Source organism: Marinobacter halotolerans (assembly GCF_008795985.1).
GTDB classification, from domain to species: domain Bacteria; phylum Pseudomonadota; class Gammaproteobacteria; order Pseudomonadales; family Oleiphilaceae; genus Marinobacter; species Marinobacter halotolerans.
Window position 1 is genome coordinate 184,667 of sequence record NZ_VMHP01000003.1, and the last position, 16,119, is coordinate 200,785.

General features: G+C 56.9%; 12 protein-coding genes and 1 rRNA gene. 9 read left to right on the forward strand and 4 right to left on the reverse strand.

What is annotated here, in order from left to right; genetic code table 11:
- Positions 1 to 64: 64 nt before the first annotated feature.
- Together FPL19_RS17390 and FPL19_RS17395 are read right to left on the reverse strand one after the other, a co-directional pair.
- Positions 65 to 1,447, reverse strand: coding sequence for a sigma-54-dependent transcriptional regulator (locus tag FPL19_RS17390; RefSeq protein ID WP_150914593.1), 1,383 nt, complete (start codon positions 1,445 to 1,447; stop codon positions 65 to 67).
- Between the two features lie 27 nt (positions 1,448 to 1,474).
- Positions 1,475 to 3,118 (reverse strand): sensor histidine kinase, encoded by a 1,644-nt coding sequence (locus FPL19_RS17395; RefSeq protein ID WP_150914595.1) that lies wholly within the window; start codon positions 3,116 to 3,118, stop codon positions 1,475 to 1,477.
- Between the two features lie 86 nt (positions 3,119 to 3,204).
- On the opposite strand from FPL19_RS17395, the gene FPL19_RS17400 reads away from it, so the two are divergent.
- Positions 3,205 to 4,854: an NAD+ synthase gene (locus FPL19_RS17400; protein ID WP_150914597.1), complete on the forward strand. Its 1,650-nt coding sequence runs from the start codon at positions 3,205 to 3,207 to the stop codon at positions 4,852 to 4,854.
- Positions 4,855 to 4,866: 12 nt separating this feature from the next.
- Here the strand turns inward: FPL19_RS17400 and FPL19_RS17405 are convergent, their stop codons facing one another.
- A complete protein-coding gene (locus tag FPL19_RS17405) occupies positions 4,867 to 5,703 on the reverse strand; it encodes an outer membrane protein assembly factor BamD (protein WP_150914599.1) in 837 nt (278 codons plus the stop codon).
- A 136-nt stretch (positions 5,704 to 5,839) separates the two neighbouring features.
- Here FPL19_RS17405 and rluD point away from each other — a divergent pair, with 136 nt between their 5' ends.
- The 3 genes from rluD to clpB all read left to right on the forward strand — a co-directional run bounded on the left by rluD (position 5,840) and on the right by clpB (position 10,285).
- Complete coding sequence (gene rluD, locus FPL19_RS17410; RefSeq protein ID WP_150914601.1) at positions 5,840 to 6,817, forward strand: 23S rRNA pseudouridine(1911/1915/1917) synthase RluD; 978 nt, start codon at positions 5,840 to 5,842, stop codon at positions 6,815 to 6,817.
- On the forward strand, positions 6,807 to 7,556 hold the full coding sequence (pgeF, locus tag FPL19_RS17415) for a peptidoglycan editing factor PgeF (protein ID WP_150914603.1): 750 nt from the start codon (positions 6,807 to 6,809) through the stop codon (positions 7,554 to 7,556). The genes rluD and pgeF overlap by 11 nt, the downstream gene beginning before the upstream one ends.
- Before the next feature lie 137 nt (positions 7,557 to 7,693).
- Complete coding sequence (gene clpB, locus FPL19_RS17420) at positions 7,694 to 10,285, forward strand: ATP-dependent chaperone ClpB (RefSeq protein ID WP_150914605.1); 2,592 nt, start codon at positions 7,694 to 7,696, stop codon at positions 10,283 to 10,285.
- Between the two features lie 84 nt (positions 10,286 to 10,369).
- Here clpB and FPL19_RS17425 read toward each other — a convergent pair whose 3' ends face one another.
- A complete protein-coding gene (locus tag FPL19_RS17425) occupies positions 10,370 to 10,840 on the reverse strand; it encodes a DUF4124 domain-containing protein (protein WP_150914607.1) in 471 nt (156 codons plus the stop codon).
- A 518-nt stretch (positions 10,841 to 11,358) separates the two neighbouring features.
- Here FPL19_RS17425 and FPL19_RS17430 point away from each other — a divergent pair.
- From FPL19_RS17430 to FPL19_RS17450, 5 genes are all read left to right on the forward strand, one after another.
- The gene (locus tag FPL19_RS17430; protein ID WP_150914609.1) at positions 11,359 to 13,077 is read left to right on the forward strand and encodes an acetolactate synthase 3 large subunit; all 1,719 of its coding nucleotides are present in this window, start codon (positions 11,359 to 11,361) and stop codon (positions 13,075 to 13,077) included.
- Positions 13,078 to 13,079: 2 nt separating this feature from the next.
- Positions 13,080 to 13,571 carry an acetolactate synthase small subunit gene (gene ilvN / locus FPL19_RS17435; RefSeq protein ID WP_150914612.1) on the forward strand — a complete coding sequence of 164 codons (492 nt, stop codon included), beginning with the start codon at positions 13,080 to 13,082 and terminating at the stop codon, positions 13,569 to 13,571.
- A gap of 65 nt (positions 13,572 to 13,636) precedes the next feature.
- Positions 13,637 to 14,653 carry a ketol-acid reductoisomerase gene (gene ilvC, locus FPL19_RS17440; protein ID WP_150914614.1) on the forward strand — a complete coding sequence of 339 codons (1,017 nt, stop codon included), beginning with the start codon at positions 13,637 to 13,639 and terminating at the stop codon, positions 14,651 to 14,653.
- Between the two features lie 90 nt (positions 14,654 to 14,743).
- Positions 14,744 to 15,583, forward strand: a complete 840-nt coding sequence (gene pssA, locus FPL19_RS17445) for a CDP-diacylglycerol--serine O-phosphatidyltransferase (RefSeq protein WP_150914616.1) — start codon at positions 14,744 to 14,746, stop codon at positions 15,581 to 15,583.
- A 416-nt stretch (positions 15,584 to 15,999) separates the two neighbouring features.
- A 16S ribosomal RNA gene (locus FPL19_RS17450) occupies positions 16,000 to 16,119 on the forward strand; the annotation flags it as partial.

The window sequence follows — 16,119 nt, forward strand, 5'->3', positions numbered from 1 at the left end:
AGTCCTTTTAGTCAGCGGCAGATTCGTCCTGAATCTGCTTCAAGAATACCTGAATGGAACCTGTCTATTCCATCCCCAGCTTTTTCAACCGATACCGCAACGCACGAAAACTGATTCCCAATCGCTTGGCCGCCGCGGTCTTGTTCCAGCGGGTGGCTTCCAGTGCCTTCTCAATAGCGGTGCGTTCAATGGTTTCCAGATATCCCTCGAGGTCCATTTCCCCTTCCGGTACAGGGGCAGAACCGGCGCCGTTGCCGGCAGCCTCGCCCGCTGAGTGATTGTCTGGAGTGATGGGCGCGTTCCCCATGTGCAGGTCGTCTTCACCGATCAGGTCCGCATCGCATAGGGTGAAAGCCCGCTCCAGAATATTTTCCAGCTCACGCACATTGCCCGGGAAGTCATAACCCTTTAAACGGTTAATGGCTTCGGACGTCAGCGACGCCGGGTCGCACTCGTATTCCCGCGCAATGCGCTCAAGGATGTGGCTGGACAGCAGGGCAATGTCGTCCGGCCGATCCCGCAGCGCCGGAACAGCCAGTTCGATCACGTTGATGCGGTAAAAAAGGTCCTGGCGGAAATGGCCTGCTTGTACCAGTGCCGGTAGGTCCTTGTGGGTAGCGCTGAGTACCCGAATGTCGACGGCCGCTTCCTTGGTGTCGCCCACGGGCCTTACGGCCTTTTCCTGGATTGCGCGAAGCAGCTTTACCTGCATGGCAAGCGGCAGGTCGGCGACCTCATCAAGAAACAGGGTGCCGCCGTCAGCGGACCGGAAAAGGCCATCCTTGTTTTCCGTGGCGCCAGTGAAGCTGCCTTTCTTATGGCCGAAGAACTCGCTTTCCATTAACTCCGAGGGAATGGCGCCGCAGTTGACGGCAATGAACGGGCCTTCCCGGCGTGGACCCTGTAGGTGGATCATTCTTGCGACCAGTTCCTTGCCGCTTCCGGATTCGCCACTGATAAACACTGGCGCCTGGCTACGGGCAAGCTTTCGAACCTGATTCCTCAACCGTTTGATCTCTGACGATTTACCCAACAGCAGGCCGGGTTCGTCGTCGGAGGCCTCGGCGTCGGGTACGGTTTCTGACAGCTTGAGGGCACTGTTAACCAGTTCCCGCAGGCGCGCCAGCTCAAGAGGCTTGGAGACGAAATCAAACGCCCCCGCCTTGAGGGATTCGATGGCCGTTTCCATATTGCCGTATGCTGTGATCACTGCTACCGGAGTGGCAGGAACGTGCTGCTGAATCCATTGCACCAGCTCAATGCCATTGCCGTCAGGCAGGTTCATGTCAGTGAGGCAAAGCTGGGGCTCGTGTTCTTTCAACAGGGCTTTTGCAGAACCGACGTCTTTCGCCGTCAGTGTATTGATGCCCATCCGGCTGAGGGTGATTTCAAGCAGGTCGCGAATATCGGGCTCATCATCGACAATCAGGGCTGTGTGCTTGGTCATTGGCGTGGGATGGACTCCGTGTCGTGGTCAGATCATGCGCCCGTGATGGGCAAAGGTAATGCGGAAACAGCAGCCGGGCTTTCCGTTATCCACCAGGGACAGGTGGGCCTGATTAGATTCGCACAGTTCCCTGGCCAGATAAAGGCCCAGACCAGTGCCGCTCTTGTCGGTTGTGAAGAAGGGCTCGAAAACGGAGGAACGATTCTCTGGCGCAATGCCAACCCCGAAGTCACGAACATCGATGTAGGTACGCTCACCGTCGGCGGTAGCGCCAGCGTGTAGTTCGATTTTCGCCTGGCCGGTATTCTCACGGCTGTAACGGAGCCCGTTGTCACACAGGTTGACCAGAACCTGTTCCAATTGGCTCACGTCAAAGCGGGCCTGCGGCAGGTTGTCTTCAATCTGCAGTTCGATTTCAGGCGGATTGTCCGAGCCGCCATTCAGGGTTTGCAAGTAATCATCCCGGAAGGTCTTGAGCCATTGGTCTACCTGCACCAGATCGCTGCTGGCCTCCCGTCGTCGGGACAGGTCGAGCACGTTCTCGATAATGCCGTTCACCCGACGCGAGTGACGCTGGATAATATCCAGCATCCGGCGGTCTCCTTCATCAAGATGTTCAGATTCCCGCATTAGCTGCGAAGCGTGGCTGATCGCGCCCAGGGGGTTGCGGATTTCATGGGCGATGCCGGCTGTCAGCCGTCCCAGCGATGCCAGCTTCATCTGCTGCGCCTGCTGGGTGACCTTGCTCAAATCGTCGATAAATACCAGAATCTGGTCCCCGCGCTCTTGGTCTAGCTGGGCGAAGTTGGCCTGTACCATAGGAGAGGTGGGCGTGGCCTGAAAAGGCTTCGTGCGACCGCCGGGGTTTTTCAGCCAGAAGTCCAGGCCCTGTCGCAAGGGAGTCGGTAGGGAGCGCCCGCGACTTCGGGGCTCGTCATCCGGTGCATGGCCGAACAGCAGCTCCTCCGCCGCAGCGTTGGCAAGGCGGATTGCACCGTACCGGTCCAGTACCAGAATACCGGTGCGCATTCGCTGGATGATCTGCCGATTTATTTGCTCCAGTTCTGCGATGCTTTTGGCACGGGAACTGGCCAGTGCTTCACTTCTGATCATGCGCCGGGAGATGTACTGAAGAATGAAAGCGGCTGCGAAATACAGGATGCCCAGAGAGCCGGCACGAACGATTTCGTCGGCAGAGGCATAGAGATAAAGTACTGACCAGCCGGCGATGCCCAGAGAGCAGATAGCCGCCAGTGCGGCGTAAAATGTGCCGATCCGCGTGGGGGTGAGAATATTGCCGGCGGCCACGGTGACGATCACCAGGTTTGCCAACCCGCTGGTCATTCCTGAACTGGTGAGCAATAACCCGTGTAGCATCAGCAGGTCCATCAGAATCGACAGGCTGATGTGGCGGTTGCGAGGCTGAAAGCCCGCCAGAAGAACCAGCGCCGTAAAGATGTTCAGGGCCAGATAGGTAATAACGCCAGCCTGATAGTATTCAGCCGCACGCATCCGGATGTCGAATTCACCGGGGGCAATAAAAAGCAGCATCACCAGCAGTACGCTGACCACGACGCGGTAGTGGTTGTAGATCCGGAACAGGCGCGCGCGCTGGTATCCAGGAGGCGCACTGGCGGCGAAGCTGGTTGTATCCTGCAGAGAGTTTTCCATGGTCCTTGAGTATCCCGGAAGCATTCTTGGGCGCTGGATGGTTATAATAGCCTTTTAACGGCAATGAGTTACAGGAGCAGTGGTATATGTCTGCGCAATCCGGTCAATCACCCGCAACGCTCAGGGTGGTGATGGCACAGCTCGACTTTCTCGTGGGCGACATTCCGGGTAATACCCGTAAGGTAATCGAGGCTGCACAGCGAGCAGAGCGGGAGTTGGGTGCCGATATTGTGGTGTTCCCGGAGCTCTGTCTTACCGGCTACCCGCCGGAGGATCTGCTGCTTCGCGCCAGTATGGATCTGCGCATCGCGGAAGCGCTGGAGGCGCTCAAGTCTGAAACCCTGGGGCCAGCCGTTGTTGTAGGGGCTCCGGTGAGGCACGAAGGCCTGTTGTACAACGCCGCGCTGGTGATCGATCAGGGCGTAGTGACGGCGCGTTATTTCAAGCGTTTCCCTCCCAACTACCAGGTTTTCGATGAAAAGCGGTACTTTGCGGAGGGCCAGGACGTTCTGGTTCAGGAGATCCGCGGCGTGCCCGTGGGGCTGACTGTCTGTGAGGATATCTGGGTCGACGGCCCGGTAGAGGATGCCGCAGCGAAGGGGGCAAAACTGATACTCAACATCAATGCGTCCCCCTATGACATTGGCAAGCAGGCACGGCGCAAAGCGCTGCTGGAGCGCAAGTCCGGAAACAATCGGGTCACCATCGTCTACGTGAATCTGATCGGTGGCCAGGACGAGCTGGTGTTTGATGGCGGTTCCATGGCTTTCGATCACTCGGGTGTGCTCTGCGCCGAAGCGCCCCAGTTCAGTGAGGGCCTGTTTCCCGTGGATCTGATCTGTGAACATCACTGCCAACCGGTGGCGCAGCCGCTCATTGCAGAGCCGTCAGTGGAAGAGAATGTCTATCGTGCGCTGGTGCTGGGCGTTCGGGACTACGTCAACAAGAACGGTTTCAAGTCCGTTGTTCTGGGCCTGTCCGGCGGCATTGATTCTGCGGTCACTCTTGCGGTGGCGGTGGATGCTCTTGGAGCCGACAGGGTCCGGGCAGTGATGATGCCGTTTCGCTACACCGCCAGCATGAGTATCGAAGACGCCGAACTGGAAGCCCGGGCTCTTGGGGTTCAGTACGATGTATTTTCCATCGAGCCGATGTACGACGCGTTCATGGAAACTCTGGCAGAACCCTTCAGGGGCACAGTGCCCGATACCACGGAAGAAAATCTCCAGGCCCGGCTACGGGGCGTGCTGTTGATGTCGCTGTCAAACAAGTTCGGCGCGATGGTGCTTACCACCGGCAACAAGAGCGAAATGGCGGTGGGTTATTCCACGCTTTACGGCGATATGGCGGGCGGCTTTGATGTGCTGAAAGACGTGCCAAAAACCCTGGTGTTCAAGCTGGCCTGGTATCGCAACAGTGTGTCGCCGGTTATCCCCGAGCGGGTGATCACCCGTCCCCCCTCTGCGGAACTGGCACCGGACCAGAAAGACGAAGACAGCCTGCCCGGCTATGACGTGCTGGATCAGATACTGAATCTTTATGTAGAACGGGACTTGAGCGCCGACGCGATTGTCGCCCAGGGATTCAGCCGGGAGGATGTGGATAGGGCGGTTCGTCTGGTGGATATCAATGAATACAAGCGCCGCCAAGCGCCTATTGGTGTGCGCATTACCGAGCGGGGCTTCGGCAAGGATCGCCGCTATCCCATCACTAACGGATGGAAAAGCGGAATCTAGAGCCCCGTCCGGTTATTCGTCACCCATCAGGCCAAAGGTGACCACGCTGGCCAGGGAGCGGTCTTCCCGGGACAGGATGTCCGATTCGAATTCACCGCTGTCGTTGAAGGCGGTGCTCTCCGGGAAGTTTTCCCGCAGCACCGCCACGGCATCGGAAGCGCCCTTCTTCAGGTCCAGAAAGCGGAAGGTTTCGGCCAGAATGATCAAGGCTTCTTCCACCGGCGGCGTTTGCGGGAAGTTTTCGACGATATATCGGGCCCGGGTATTGGCGGCAATGTAGGCCTCCCGGCTGATGTAGTACTTGGCTGCAATCAGCTCGAGGTTGGCAAGCCGGTTGCGAATGGCGATCATCCTCTGGCGGGCGTCCGGGGCGTATTGGCTGGTCGGAAAACGGGCCAGCAGTTCCGAGAAATCCCGGAATGCCTGACGCTGTTCGCCCGGGTCCCGGGCGGCGATGTCGATGGGAAAGTAACGGGCGCCAAGACCGATATCGAGGTTATAGGATGCCAGGCCGCGCATATACAATGCGTAGTCCGCATGTTCGCTCTGGGGATTCAGGCGCAGAAACCGGTCCGCTGCCGCGCGGGCGCCCTCCAGGTCGAGGTTCTGGTAGCGGGCGTAGATCAGGTCCAGCTGAGCCTGCTCGGCATAGCGGCCGAAAGGATAATAGGTTTCCAGGGCATCGAGGTTGGTTTCCGCCTCGTTGAAGTTACCCGAGTTCATGGCATCACGAGCGTTCTCGTAATAGGTCTCCTCAGCCAGTACTTCTTCCTGTGTCTTGTTGGAGGCACAGGCACTGATCAACAGCACTGTGGTAAAGAGCAAGACTAATCGAGCAACTGATCTCATGCCGGAATCCCGTATAATGGCAAAACTTGAACTGCCGGCCATTGTAACGGGGATAGTATGGCTTGTGCAGTGGCAGGTCCGAAGGTTTCTGCCTTTTTGACGCAAACGTAACTTTTATAACGGCCCTGGGGGCTTAATGTCATCTGAATCACGTATTAAGGCCAGTTTCTCCATACCACCTGCAATCAGCGACCGACGGCTGGACCAGGCGGCGGCCGAGCTAATGCCCGAGCATTCACGCTCGCGCCTTCAGGGCTGGATCAAATCCGGTGCCCTGACGGTGAACGGCAAAACCTGCAAACCCCGCGATAAGGTAATGATGGGCGATGCGCTCGAGCTGGACGCCGAGCCAGAAGCCCAGGTGAGTTGGGAGGCGGAAGCGATCAATCTGGATGTTGTGTTCGAGGACGAGCACCTGTTGGTGATCAACAAACCCGCCGGCCTGGTGGTCCACCCGGCAGCCGGCCACGCCGATGGCACACTGGTTAATGCCTTACTGAACTACGCGCCGGAAGTGGAGAATCTGCCGCGGGCCGGCATTGTCCACCGGCTGGATAAGGACACCTCCGGCATTATGGTGGTGGCACGCAGCCTGATCGCCCACACATCGCTGGTAGACCAGTTACAGACCCGCACCATGGGCCGTGAATACGAAGCTGTCATTGTCGGCACCCTGACCGGTGGAGCAACCGTGGATGCTCCCATCGGCCGCCACCCCCGTGAGCGCAAGAAAATGGCGGTGGTGCCCAGCGGCAAGCCCGCAGTCACACATTACCGGCTAGTGGAGCGGTTTGCCGCCCATACCCATATCCGCTGCAAGCTGGAAAGCGGGCGTACCCACCAGATTCGGGTGCACATGGCGCATGTGAAGCATCCGCTGGTTGGAGATCCCATGTATGGCGGCCGGCTCAGGCTGCCAAAAGGCACCACCGATGAACTTCGCGATGCCCTGGCTGCCTTCCATCGTCAGGCCTTGCATGCTCGTAAACTGACGCTTGAACACCCGCAAACCGGCGAGATTCTTAGCTGGGAAGTGCCCATGCCAGACGATATGACGGATCTGCTTGCCGCCTTGCGAAAGCATTTCAGCGAGCTGAACAGCAATGAATTCTGAAGCGGACCTTATTGTTCCGGACTGGCCAGCTCCTGATTGTGTCTGGGCAATGTCCACTACCCGATCGGGCGGTTTCAGTTTGCCTCCCTGGGACAGCTTCAACCTGGGCGGCCATGTGGGGGATGATCCTGCCCACGTTGAAAAAAACCGTCTGAGACTTGCTGAGTTGACCCATCTTCCCCGCTCTGATTTCCGCTTTATGGATCAGGTACACGGGACGGATATTGAGGAATTTCCCGGGCCTGAGCGCGTGCAGGCCGACGGCTGTGTTACCTCACAGGCCAGGGTTCCATGTCTGGTGATGACGGCTGACTGCTTGCCGGTGCTGTTCTGCAATCGGGACGGAAACCGGGTGGCGGCGGCCCACGCCGGGTGGCGGGGTCTCTGTCAGGGCGTGTTGGAGTGTGCGGTGGCCCGGTTTGATGATCCCGCAAGCGTTATGGCATGGCTTGGCCCGGCCATTGGTCCGCGGCAGTTCGAGGTGGGTGCCGAGGTTCGGGAGAGGTTTGTCGAACGCGATCCAGAGGCGGCCAGAGCCTTTGTGCCGGGGCAATCCAGAGGGCGTTTTCTGGCGGACCTTTATCAGTTGGCCCGGCAGCGACTGCAGACGGCGGGAGTCACGCAGATCTCCGGAGGGTACTGGTGTACTTTCTCCGACGCCGACCGCTTTTTTTCCTATCGCCGCGATGGCGTGTCAGGCCGCATGGCCAGTCTCATCTTCATCGATCCGTCTCGATAACCTCCCGTCAAATTTCTGACACTTTTGCTCCCGCCTGCTTGAAGTTGCTCTGGCCGCCCCTATATTGACGTTAGACGAAAACAAATGTTCACGGGGCATGTTCTCCGGAGCGTTAGAGTACTGAGGATCGAAAAAGTATGAGAATCGACAAGCTTACCAGCAAGTTGCAGACCGCCCTGGCTGATGCCCAGTCCATTGCCGTGGGTAAGGATCACAACTTTATTGAGCCGGTGCATCTGATGCAGGCGCTGCTGGACCAGCAGGGCAGCTCGATCAAGCCGTTGCTCAAACAGGCCGGCGCCGAACCGGGACGCATTCGCCAGGCCATTGCCCGGGAGATAGAGAATCTACCGGAAGTGAAGGGTTCCGCCGGTGACGTGTCCATGTCGAACGATATGGGGCGTCTTTTCAACATAGCTGACCGGCAGGCCCAGAAACGCGGCGACCAATATGTATCCAGCGAGCTGATGTTGCTGGCAGCGCTTGAAGACCGGGGCTCCCTGGGTCGTGTACTACGGGAGCAGGGCGTTGACAAGGCAGCGCTGGAAAAGGCCATTGACGAGGTGCGCGGCGGTGAGGCAGTGAATGATGCCTCCGCCGAGGAAAACCGTCAGGCCTTGGACAAATACACCATTGATCTGACCGAGCGCGCGGAATCCGGCAAGCTGGATCCGGTGATCGGTCGTGACGATGAAATTCGCCGCACCATTCAGGTGTTGCAGCGCCGCCGCAAGAACAATCCGGTGCTGATTGGCGAGCCAGGGGTGGGTAAAACCGCCATCGTCGAAGGGCTCGCCCAGAGGATTGTAAATGGTGAAGTACCCGAGGGTCTGAAGAACAAGCGCGTATTGTCGCTGGATATGGGGTCGCTGATTGCCGGTGCCAAATTCCGGGGCGATTTTGAAGAGCGGCTCAAGGCCGTTTTGAATGAGCTGGCGAAACAGGAAGGCCAGATCATCCTGTTTATTGACGAAATCCATACGGTGGTGGGTGCCGGCAAGGCGGAAGGCTCCATGGATGCGGGCAATATGCTCAAGCCGGCACTGGCCCGCGGCGAGCTTCACTGTGTCGGCGCCACCACCCTTGATGAATATCGCGAGAACATCGAGAAAGACGCCGCGCTGGAGCGCCGCTTCCAGAAAGTACTGGTGAGCGAGCCCAGTGAGGAAGACACCATTGCCATCCTGCGGGGTCTCAAGGAACGTTACGAAGTCCACCATGGCGTGGAGGTGACTGACGGGGCCATTATCGCGGCGGCCAAGCTGTCACACCGTTATATTGCCGATCGGCAGCTGCCCGACAAGGCGATTGACCTGGTGGACGAAGCGGCGAGCCAGATCCGCATGGAAATGGACTCAAAGCCCGAAGCGCTGGATCGCCTTGAGCGTCGCCTGATCCAGTTGAAGATTGAGCGGGAAGCGCTGAAAAAGGAAACCGATCCGGCATCCAAGAAGCGACTCTCCGAGCTTTCCGATGTAATTACCGGTGTTGAGCGGGAGTACGCCGACCTTGAGGAAGTCTGGAACACGGAGAAGGCTGCGCTGCACGGCTCCCAGAAGATCAAGAGTCGGCTTGAGCAGGCCCGTATCGATCTTGAGAATGCCCGGCGGGCGGGGGATCTGGGCAAGATGTCCGAGCTGCAATATGGCCAGATTCCGGAACTCGAGCGGCAGCTGGATATGGCCAGCCAGGCCGAAATGATGGAAATGAAACTGCTTCGCAACCGGGTGACCGACGAGGAAATCGCCGAAATTGTCTCCAAGTGGACCGGTATACCGGTATCCAAAATGCTTGAGGGCGAGCGCGACAAACTGATGCGGATGGAAGAGGCCCTCCACGGTCGTGTGATCGGCCAGAACGAGGCGGTAGAAGCCGTGTCCAACGCGGTGCGTCGTTCCCGTGCAGGGCTTGCTGATCCCCACCGGCCCAACGGATCGTTCCTGTTCCTCGGCCCCACTGGTGTGGGTAAAACGGAACTGTGCAAGGCGCTCGCGTCTTTCCTGTTCGATACCGAGGAAGCCATGGTACGGATCGATATGTCCGAATTCATGGAGAAGCATTCCGTTGCCCGGCTGATTGGCGCACCTCCCGGTTATGTTGGCTATGAAGAGGGCGGTTACCTGACCGAAGCGGTCCGTCGGCGGCCCTATTCGGTTCTGCTTCTGGACGAAGTGGAGAAGGCTCATCCGGATGTCTTCAACATCCTGTTGCAGGTGCTTGAAGACGGAAGGCTGACAGACGGCCAGGGCCGCACGGTCGATTTCAGGAACACCGTGATTGTGATGACGTCGAACCTGGGCTCGGACATCATCCAGCAGAAAGCCGGCCAGGATAACTATGAGTCTATGAAATCAGCTGTCCTGGAGGTAGTGGGCACTCACTTTCGTCCAGAGTTCATTAACCGCGTAGACGAGGTGGTGGTGTTCCATCCGCTGGCGGAAAGCCAGATTCAGGGCATCGCCCGCATTCAGGTCGAGTTCCTGGGCAAGCGCCTGCAGGAGCAGGACATGAAGCTCGAACTGGACGATGCGGCCATGGAGTTGCTGGCGGAAGTTGGCTACGACCCGGTTTACGGTGCGCGCCCCCTGAAACGGGCCATTCAGCGAATGATTGAAAATCCGCTGGCGCAGCGGCTGCTGCAGGGAGATTTTCTGCCGGGTGATACCATTCGGGGTCATGTCAGCGAAGGTGAAGCCAATGCGCATACTCTGGTGTTCACCAAAGCCTGATCGATGATAATGCAATGAGCGGGTGGGGCCGGGAATGGCTCCCGCCCGCCCTTGCAGAGGATCAAAGCCCTAGCTTGCCCGGGATTATTGCTGGGGGCTTTCTCCACAATTAAGCTCGGCAATCTTTTCGAATTGCTGCCGCTTCTGCTCTATTTCTTCCGAAGTGAGATAGCGCTCTTCGCCGTCCTCCTGCACTTTGATGCGGCTCCCGGTCTGGATCAAAGCCAGGTTGCTTCTGGCGGTCTGGCAATTGGCGGCACGCTGTTTCTGCCTGGCCCGTTCAGCGGCGTTCATCTCCGCCGTTTCCTGAGTACTGGCTTCCTGCTGTTCCATTTCCTCGAGTTGCTGCTGCGGGCTCTGCCCACTGTTGCCGCCCGACGCCTTGCTGGCGCTGCCAGTGCGAACACTGACCGATTCTGATGATTTCCCTACAGGCTTGCGATCGCCAAAATGCGTGACGCCATCTTCATCGGTCCATTTATAAACCGACTGAGCCGTCGCAAAAACAGGGACTGCCATTACAACCAATGCGAGAGCGATAATCTTTTTGTTCATGCCTGTACTCTTTATAACGTGTCTGACGTGTGTCTGACGTGGGCTTTAACATGGGCCAGGGTTGTCATTAAGACTAAAGTGATCCTGCCATTTGTAAAGATAACTTTCTTCCGGCTGGTTCAAATCCCTGCGCAAAGTATGGCAGACCTTGGTCGCGGTGGGGCATAGAATCGGTCGTTGCTATTGACAGGGAGTTTCCCGCTGTCAAAATTACCCGTTGCCTGAAGACTGGGGTCAATACGGCAGGCAATCCCGAGCAAGTATCCCCCATCAGCAACCACACTGAACGCCCCGCGAATTCAGTCGCGGACTGGTCGTTGTGCCGTCATTTCGAGCGCAACCCGTTGATTGGCCGTTCTCCGCAACCCTCAGGAGGGCGGCTGGCCAGGAGACAACCTCTTTTTATCAGTGTGGCAGAGTATCCGGTGCGGCTTTCACAAGAAGCCAGAAATCCGGACACCCAGGCACCCGGCCGGGCGCTTTCCGGCTCATTCACTCGTAGAAGAGGGTAGAACATCGTGGAGTTATTGTCTGGCGCTGATATGCTGATTCGGTCCCTGCAGGATGAGGGCATTGAATACATATACGGCTATCCGGGTGGTGCAGCGCTTCATATCTATGACGCGCTTTTCAGACAGGACAAGGTCAAGCACATTCTGGTGCGGCACGAACAGGCAGCCGTGCACATGGCTGACGGCTATGCCCGGGCATCGGGAAAGCCGGGCACTGTTCTGGTGACCTCCGGCCCCGGAGCTACCAACACCATCACCGGTATTGCAACGGCCTTCATGGATTCCATTCCCATGGTCGTGATCTGTGGCCAGGTTGCGTCAACGCTGATAGGCGAGGATGCTTTCCAGGAAACGGATATGATCGGCGTGTCCCGTCCGGTGGTAAAACACAACCTGAGTGTCCGTCATCCGGAAGAGATTCCGGAAATTATCCGTAAGGCCTATTACATCGCGTCAACGGGTCGCCCTGGCCCTGTGGTTGTGGATGTCCCCAAGGATATGACCACGCCCAACGAGCGTTATGAGTACGTTTTCCCCAAGAAGGTGAAACTCCGCTCCTACAATCCGGCCATACGCGGCCACGCGGGTCAGATCAAGAAGGCTGTGGACATGCTCATGGCCGCCAAACGACCGATCATTTACGCCGGCGGTGGCGTCATTCTTGGCAAAGCGTCCGATCAGCTCACCGAGCTTGTCAGAATGCTCGGTTATCCTATTACCAATACCATTATGGGCATCGGTTGCTATCCGGCCTCTGACAAGCAGCACCTTGGCTGGCTGGGCATGCACGGGACCTATGAGTCGAATATGTCCATGCACCATGCTGACCTGATCCTTTGTGTCGGCGCGCGTTTTGATGATCGTGTGACCAATGCCACCGAGAAGTTCTGTCCCGGCGCGCGGATCGTTCACATTGATATTGACCCGGCCTCAATCTCCAAGACTATCGATGCAGACGTGCCAATCGTTGGCCCGGTTGATGCCGTACTCAAGGAGATGATCACACTGGTCAAGGAGAGCAAGGTAAGGCCGGACGCCGATGCCATTGCGGCCTGGTGGAAGCAGATTGACGAGTGGCGTGCCTTCCACGGTATGCGCTATGAAACCAGTGATGACACGATCAAGCCGCAGGAAGTGATCGAGGCGCTCTGGCGTCTGACCAAGGGCGAGGCCTATGTGACCACCGATGTCGGACAGCACCAGATGTTCGCGGCCCAGTACTACAAGTTTGATCGTCCAAACCGCTGGATCAACTCTGGTGGACTGGGAACCATGGGCTTCGGCCTGCCGGCCGCCATGGGTGTCAAACTCAATTACCCGGACGATGAAGTGCTTTGTATTACCGGTGAAGGCAGTATCCAGATGAACATCCAGGAGCTGTCGACCTGCAAGCAGTACAATTTGCCGGTGAAGATCATCAATGTGAACAACCAGGCGCTGGGGATGGTCAAGCAATGGCAGGACATGAACTACGAGTCCCGTCATGCGGAGTCTTACATGGGATCCCTGCCGGACTTCATCAAGTTGGCAGAGGCCTATGGCCACGTCGGTGTGCGGATCGACAAAAAGGAAGATCTGGAGCCGAAGCTCAAGGAAGTGCTGGCAATGAAAGACCAGTTGGTATTTGTTGATATCTACGTTGACCGGTTTGAACACGTCTACCCCATGCAGGTAGCCCGAGGTTCGATGAAGGATATGTGGCTCAGCAAGACGGAGAGGGTCTGATCATGCGTCGAATCATCTCTGTTCTGCTGGAAAATGAGCCGGGTGCTCTGTCACGGGTTGTAGGTCTGTTTTCCCAGCGCAACTACAACATTGAAACCCTTACGGTTGCGCCTACCGAGGACGAAACGCTCTCGCGGCTGACAGTCACTACGACCGGTTCCGACAAGGTAATCGAGCAGATCACCAAGCAGCTCAACAAGCTGATAGAAGTGGTCAAGCTGGTTGACCTGACCGAAGGCGCTCACATCGAGCGCGAACTGATGCTGGTCAAGCTCAAGGCTACCGGCTCCCAGCGCGCCGAAATCAAGCGAACCGTCGATATTTTCCGTGGCCAGATTGTGGATGTCACCAGTTCGGTCTACACGGTCCAGCTGGCCGGTGACAGCGAGAAACTTGATGGCTTCATCCAGGCGATCGGTACCTCCGGCGTACTGGAAGTTGTGCGCTCGGGCGTCTCCGGCATTGCCCGTGGTGAAAAGGTTCTGAGCCTTTAACAGGCACTGACAATATTCTGTACAATCGCGGCCTATTGAAGGTCCCTACAAACACAGAGGTTTTTATGCAGGTTTATTACGATAAGGATTGCGATCTTTCCATCATTCAGGGCAAGAAAGTTGCCATCATCGGCTTTGGTTCACAGGGGCACGCCCACGCCTGCAACCTGAAAGAATCCGGTGTTGATGTCACTGTGGGTCTGCGCCCGGGATCGTCCTCCATCGCCAAAGCGGAAGCTTATGGCCTGAAAACCAACGACGTTCCTTCCGCTGTTGCAGCAGCGGACGTGGTCATGGTTCTCACTCCCGATGAATTTCAGTCGCAGCTTTATGCTGCTGAAATCGAACCGAATCTGAAGCAGGGTGCTACTCTGGCATTTGCCCACGGGTTTGCGATTCACTACAACCAGATCGAGCCCCGTAAAGATCTGGATGTAATCATGATTGCCCCCAAGGCGCCGGGCCATACCGTACGCACTGAATTCACCCGTGGTGGTGGCATTCCCGACCTGATCGCCATTTTCCAGGACGCGTCCGGATCCGCCAAAGACCTGGCGCTTTCTTACGCCAGTGGTATTGGTGGCGGTCGCACCGGAATCATTGAAACCACCTTTAAGGACGAGACCGAAACTGACCTGTTCGGTGAGCAGGCTGTTCTTTGTGGCGGTACCGTTGAGCTGGTCAAGGCGGCCTTTGAAACTCTGGTGGATGCAGGCTACGAGCCCGAGATGGCTTACTTCGAGTGCCTGCACGAGCTCAAGTTGATCGTTGACCTGATGTACGAAGGCGGCATCGCCAACATGAACTACTCCATTTCCAACAATGCGGAATATGGCGAGTACGTGACCGGTCCGGAAATCATCAACGAGCAGTCCCGCGAGGCAATGCGCAACGCACTGAAGCGCATCCAGACCGGTGAGTATGCCAAGATGTTCATTCAGGAAGGCAGCAGCAACTACCCGTCCATGACGGCACGTCGTCGCATCAATGCGGAGCATCAGATCGAGACAGTAGGCGAGAAGCTGCGCTCCATGATGCCCTGGATCTCTGCCAACAAGATCGTTGATAAAGAGAAAAACTAGGATTGTTGGCGAGACGCAACAACCGAGCGCGGCCCTAGTGGCCGCGTTTTTCGTATATACTCCGCACAAATGCTATCCGGAGTGATAAGGATGAGTGAAAAGAAATCACAGCCTGAAAACAGGCCAGAGTCGGCCATAGAGCCGGGCACCGATCCCGAGATCGAGACGGGTGAGGTTGTCGAGGAAGAGTTGGTCGAAGGCGCACCCGTTCGTCGCAAGGGAATTTACCTTCTACCCAATGCGCTGACGACGGCATCCCTGTTTTCAGGGTTCTATGCGATTGTGTCTGCAGCCAATGGCGTGTTCGATAACGCGGCGATTGCGATTTTCGTTTCCATGATCCTCGACGGGCTGGATGGTCGTGTCGCGCGACTGACCAACACCCAGAGTAAGTTCGGTGAGGAATATGACAGTCTGGCGGACATGGTCGCCTTTGGTGTGGCTCCCGGCTTGGTGGCCTTCTTCTGGTCGCTGAATAACCTCGGCCAGGTTGGTTGGGCTATCACCTTCATTTATGTTGCTGGCGCGGCCCTGCGCCTTGCGCGGTTCAATACCCAGATTGGCTCGGTCGACAAGAAGTTTTTCGTCGGTCTCGCCAGCCCCGCTGCTGCGGCCTGTGTGGCCGGGCTTGTGTGGTGCTTTCACCAGTTTGAGCCAGCGGCCTGGCTAACAGCGATGACGCTGATCGTTGTGGGCGGGTGTGGTCTGCTTATGGTCAGCAATATTCTCTATAAAAGCTTTAAGGACCTGGATCTCCGTGGCCGGGTGCCCTTTGCTGCTATTCTTCTGGTGGTACTCACCTTTGTGATTGTGGCGCTGGATCCTGCGACCGTGCTGTTCAGTGGTTTTCTCGCCTACGCTCTTTCCGGGCCGGTCTTTGCCTTGTTCCGCCGGTCAAAACAGTCGAGCCAGGCTGCGAGCAAACATTAGGCGCTAACCTGTATTTATTGGATGCATAATGATCAGCCTGTAGGTGGTAACCGAAGTAAACAAAGATAATTCATTTAACGGCGTTGACACATTCCTCCCGGTCTGTAGAATGCCGGTTCCCTTGATGCAGACAGCGTTAAACACGCCCAAAGCCAAGGGCAATTGCTTTTTGATTGAAGCGCGCTATTAGCGGTTTCAGACCACAAAAAGCAGTTGACAAGGTAGCGATTCACTGTAGAATATGCGGCCTTGATCAGGGAGCGGAGACGTTCCCACTGCTCTTTAAAAAGTTAACCAAGTAATTCGTGTGGGCGCTGGCCGAGGTATTTCGGATATGAAATATCAGGACAGTGACTCGTCGAAAATTGAGTTTTGTCTTGAGCAAGAATTGGGATCTTCGGATCCTTAGATGATTTAAACTGAAGAGTTTGATCATGGCTCAGATTGAACGCTGGCGGCAGGCTTAACACATGCAAGTCGAGCGGTAACAGGTCCTTCGGGATGCTGACGAGCGGCGGACGGGTGAGTAATGCATA

Coding starts and splice junctions, on each gene's coding strand:
- FPL19_RS17400 (WP_150914597.1), top strand. CDS start 3,205: ATGTCTGCGCAATCCGGTCAATCACCCGCAACGCTCAGGGTGGTGATG.
- FPL19_RS17390 (WP_150914593.1), bottom strand. CDS start 1,447: ATGACCAAGCACACAGCCCTGATTGTCGATGATGAGCCCGATATTCGC.
- ilvC (WP_150914614.1), top strand. CDS start 13,637: ATGCAGGTTTATTACGATAAGGATTGCGATCTTTCCATCATTCAGGGC.
- FPL19_RS17425 (WP_150914607.1), bottom strand. CDS start 10,840: ATGAACAAAAAGATTATCGCTCTCGCATTGGTTGTAATGGCAGTCCCT.
- pssA (WP_150914616.1), top strand. CDS start 14,744: ATGAGTGAAAAGAAATCACAGCCTGAAAACAGGCCAGAGTCGGCCATA.
- pgeF (WP_150914603.1), top strand. CDS start 6,807: ATGAATTCTGAAGCGGACCTTATTGTTCCGGACTGGCCAGCTCCTGAT.
- clpB (WP_150914605.1), top strand. CDS start 7,694: ATGAGAATCGACAAGCTTACCAGCAAGTTGCAGACCGCCCTGGCTGAT.
- FPL19_RS17395 (WP_150914595.1), bottom strand. CDS start 3,118: ATGGAAAACTCTCTGCAGGATACAACCAGCTTCGCCGCCAGTGCGCCT.
- ilvN (WP_150914612.1), top strand. CDS start 13,080: ATGCGTCGAATCATCTCTGTTCTGCTGGAAAATGAGCCGGGTGCTCTG.
- rluD (WP_150914601.1), top strand. CDS start 5,840: ATGTCATCTGAATCACGTATTAAGGCCAGTTTCTCCATACCACCTGCA.
- FPL19_RS17405 (WP_150914599.1), bottom strand. CDS start 5,703: ATGAGATCAGTTGCTCGATTAGTCTTGCTCTTTACCACAGTGCTGTTG.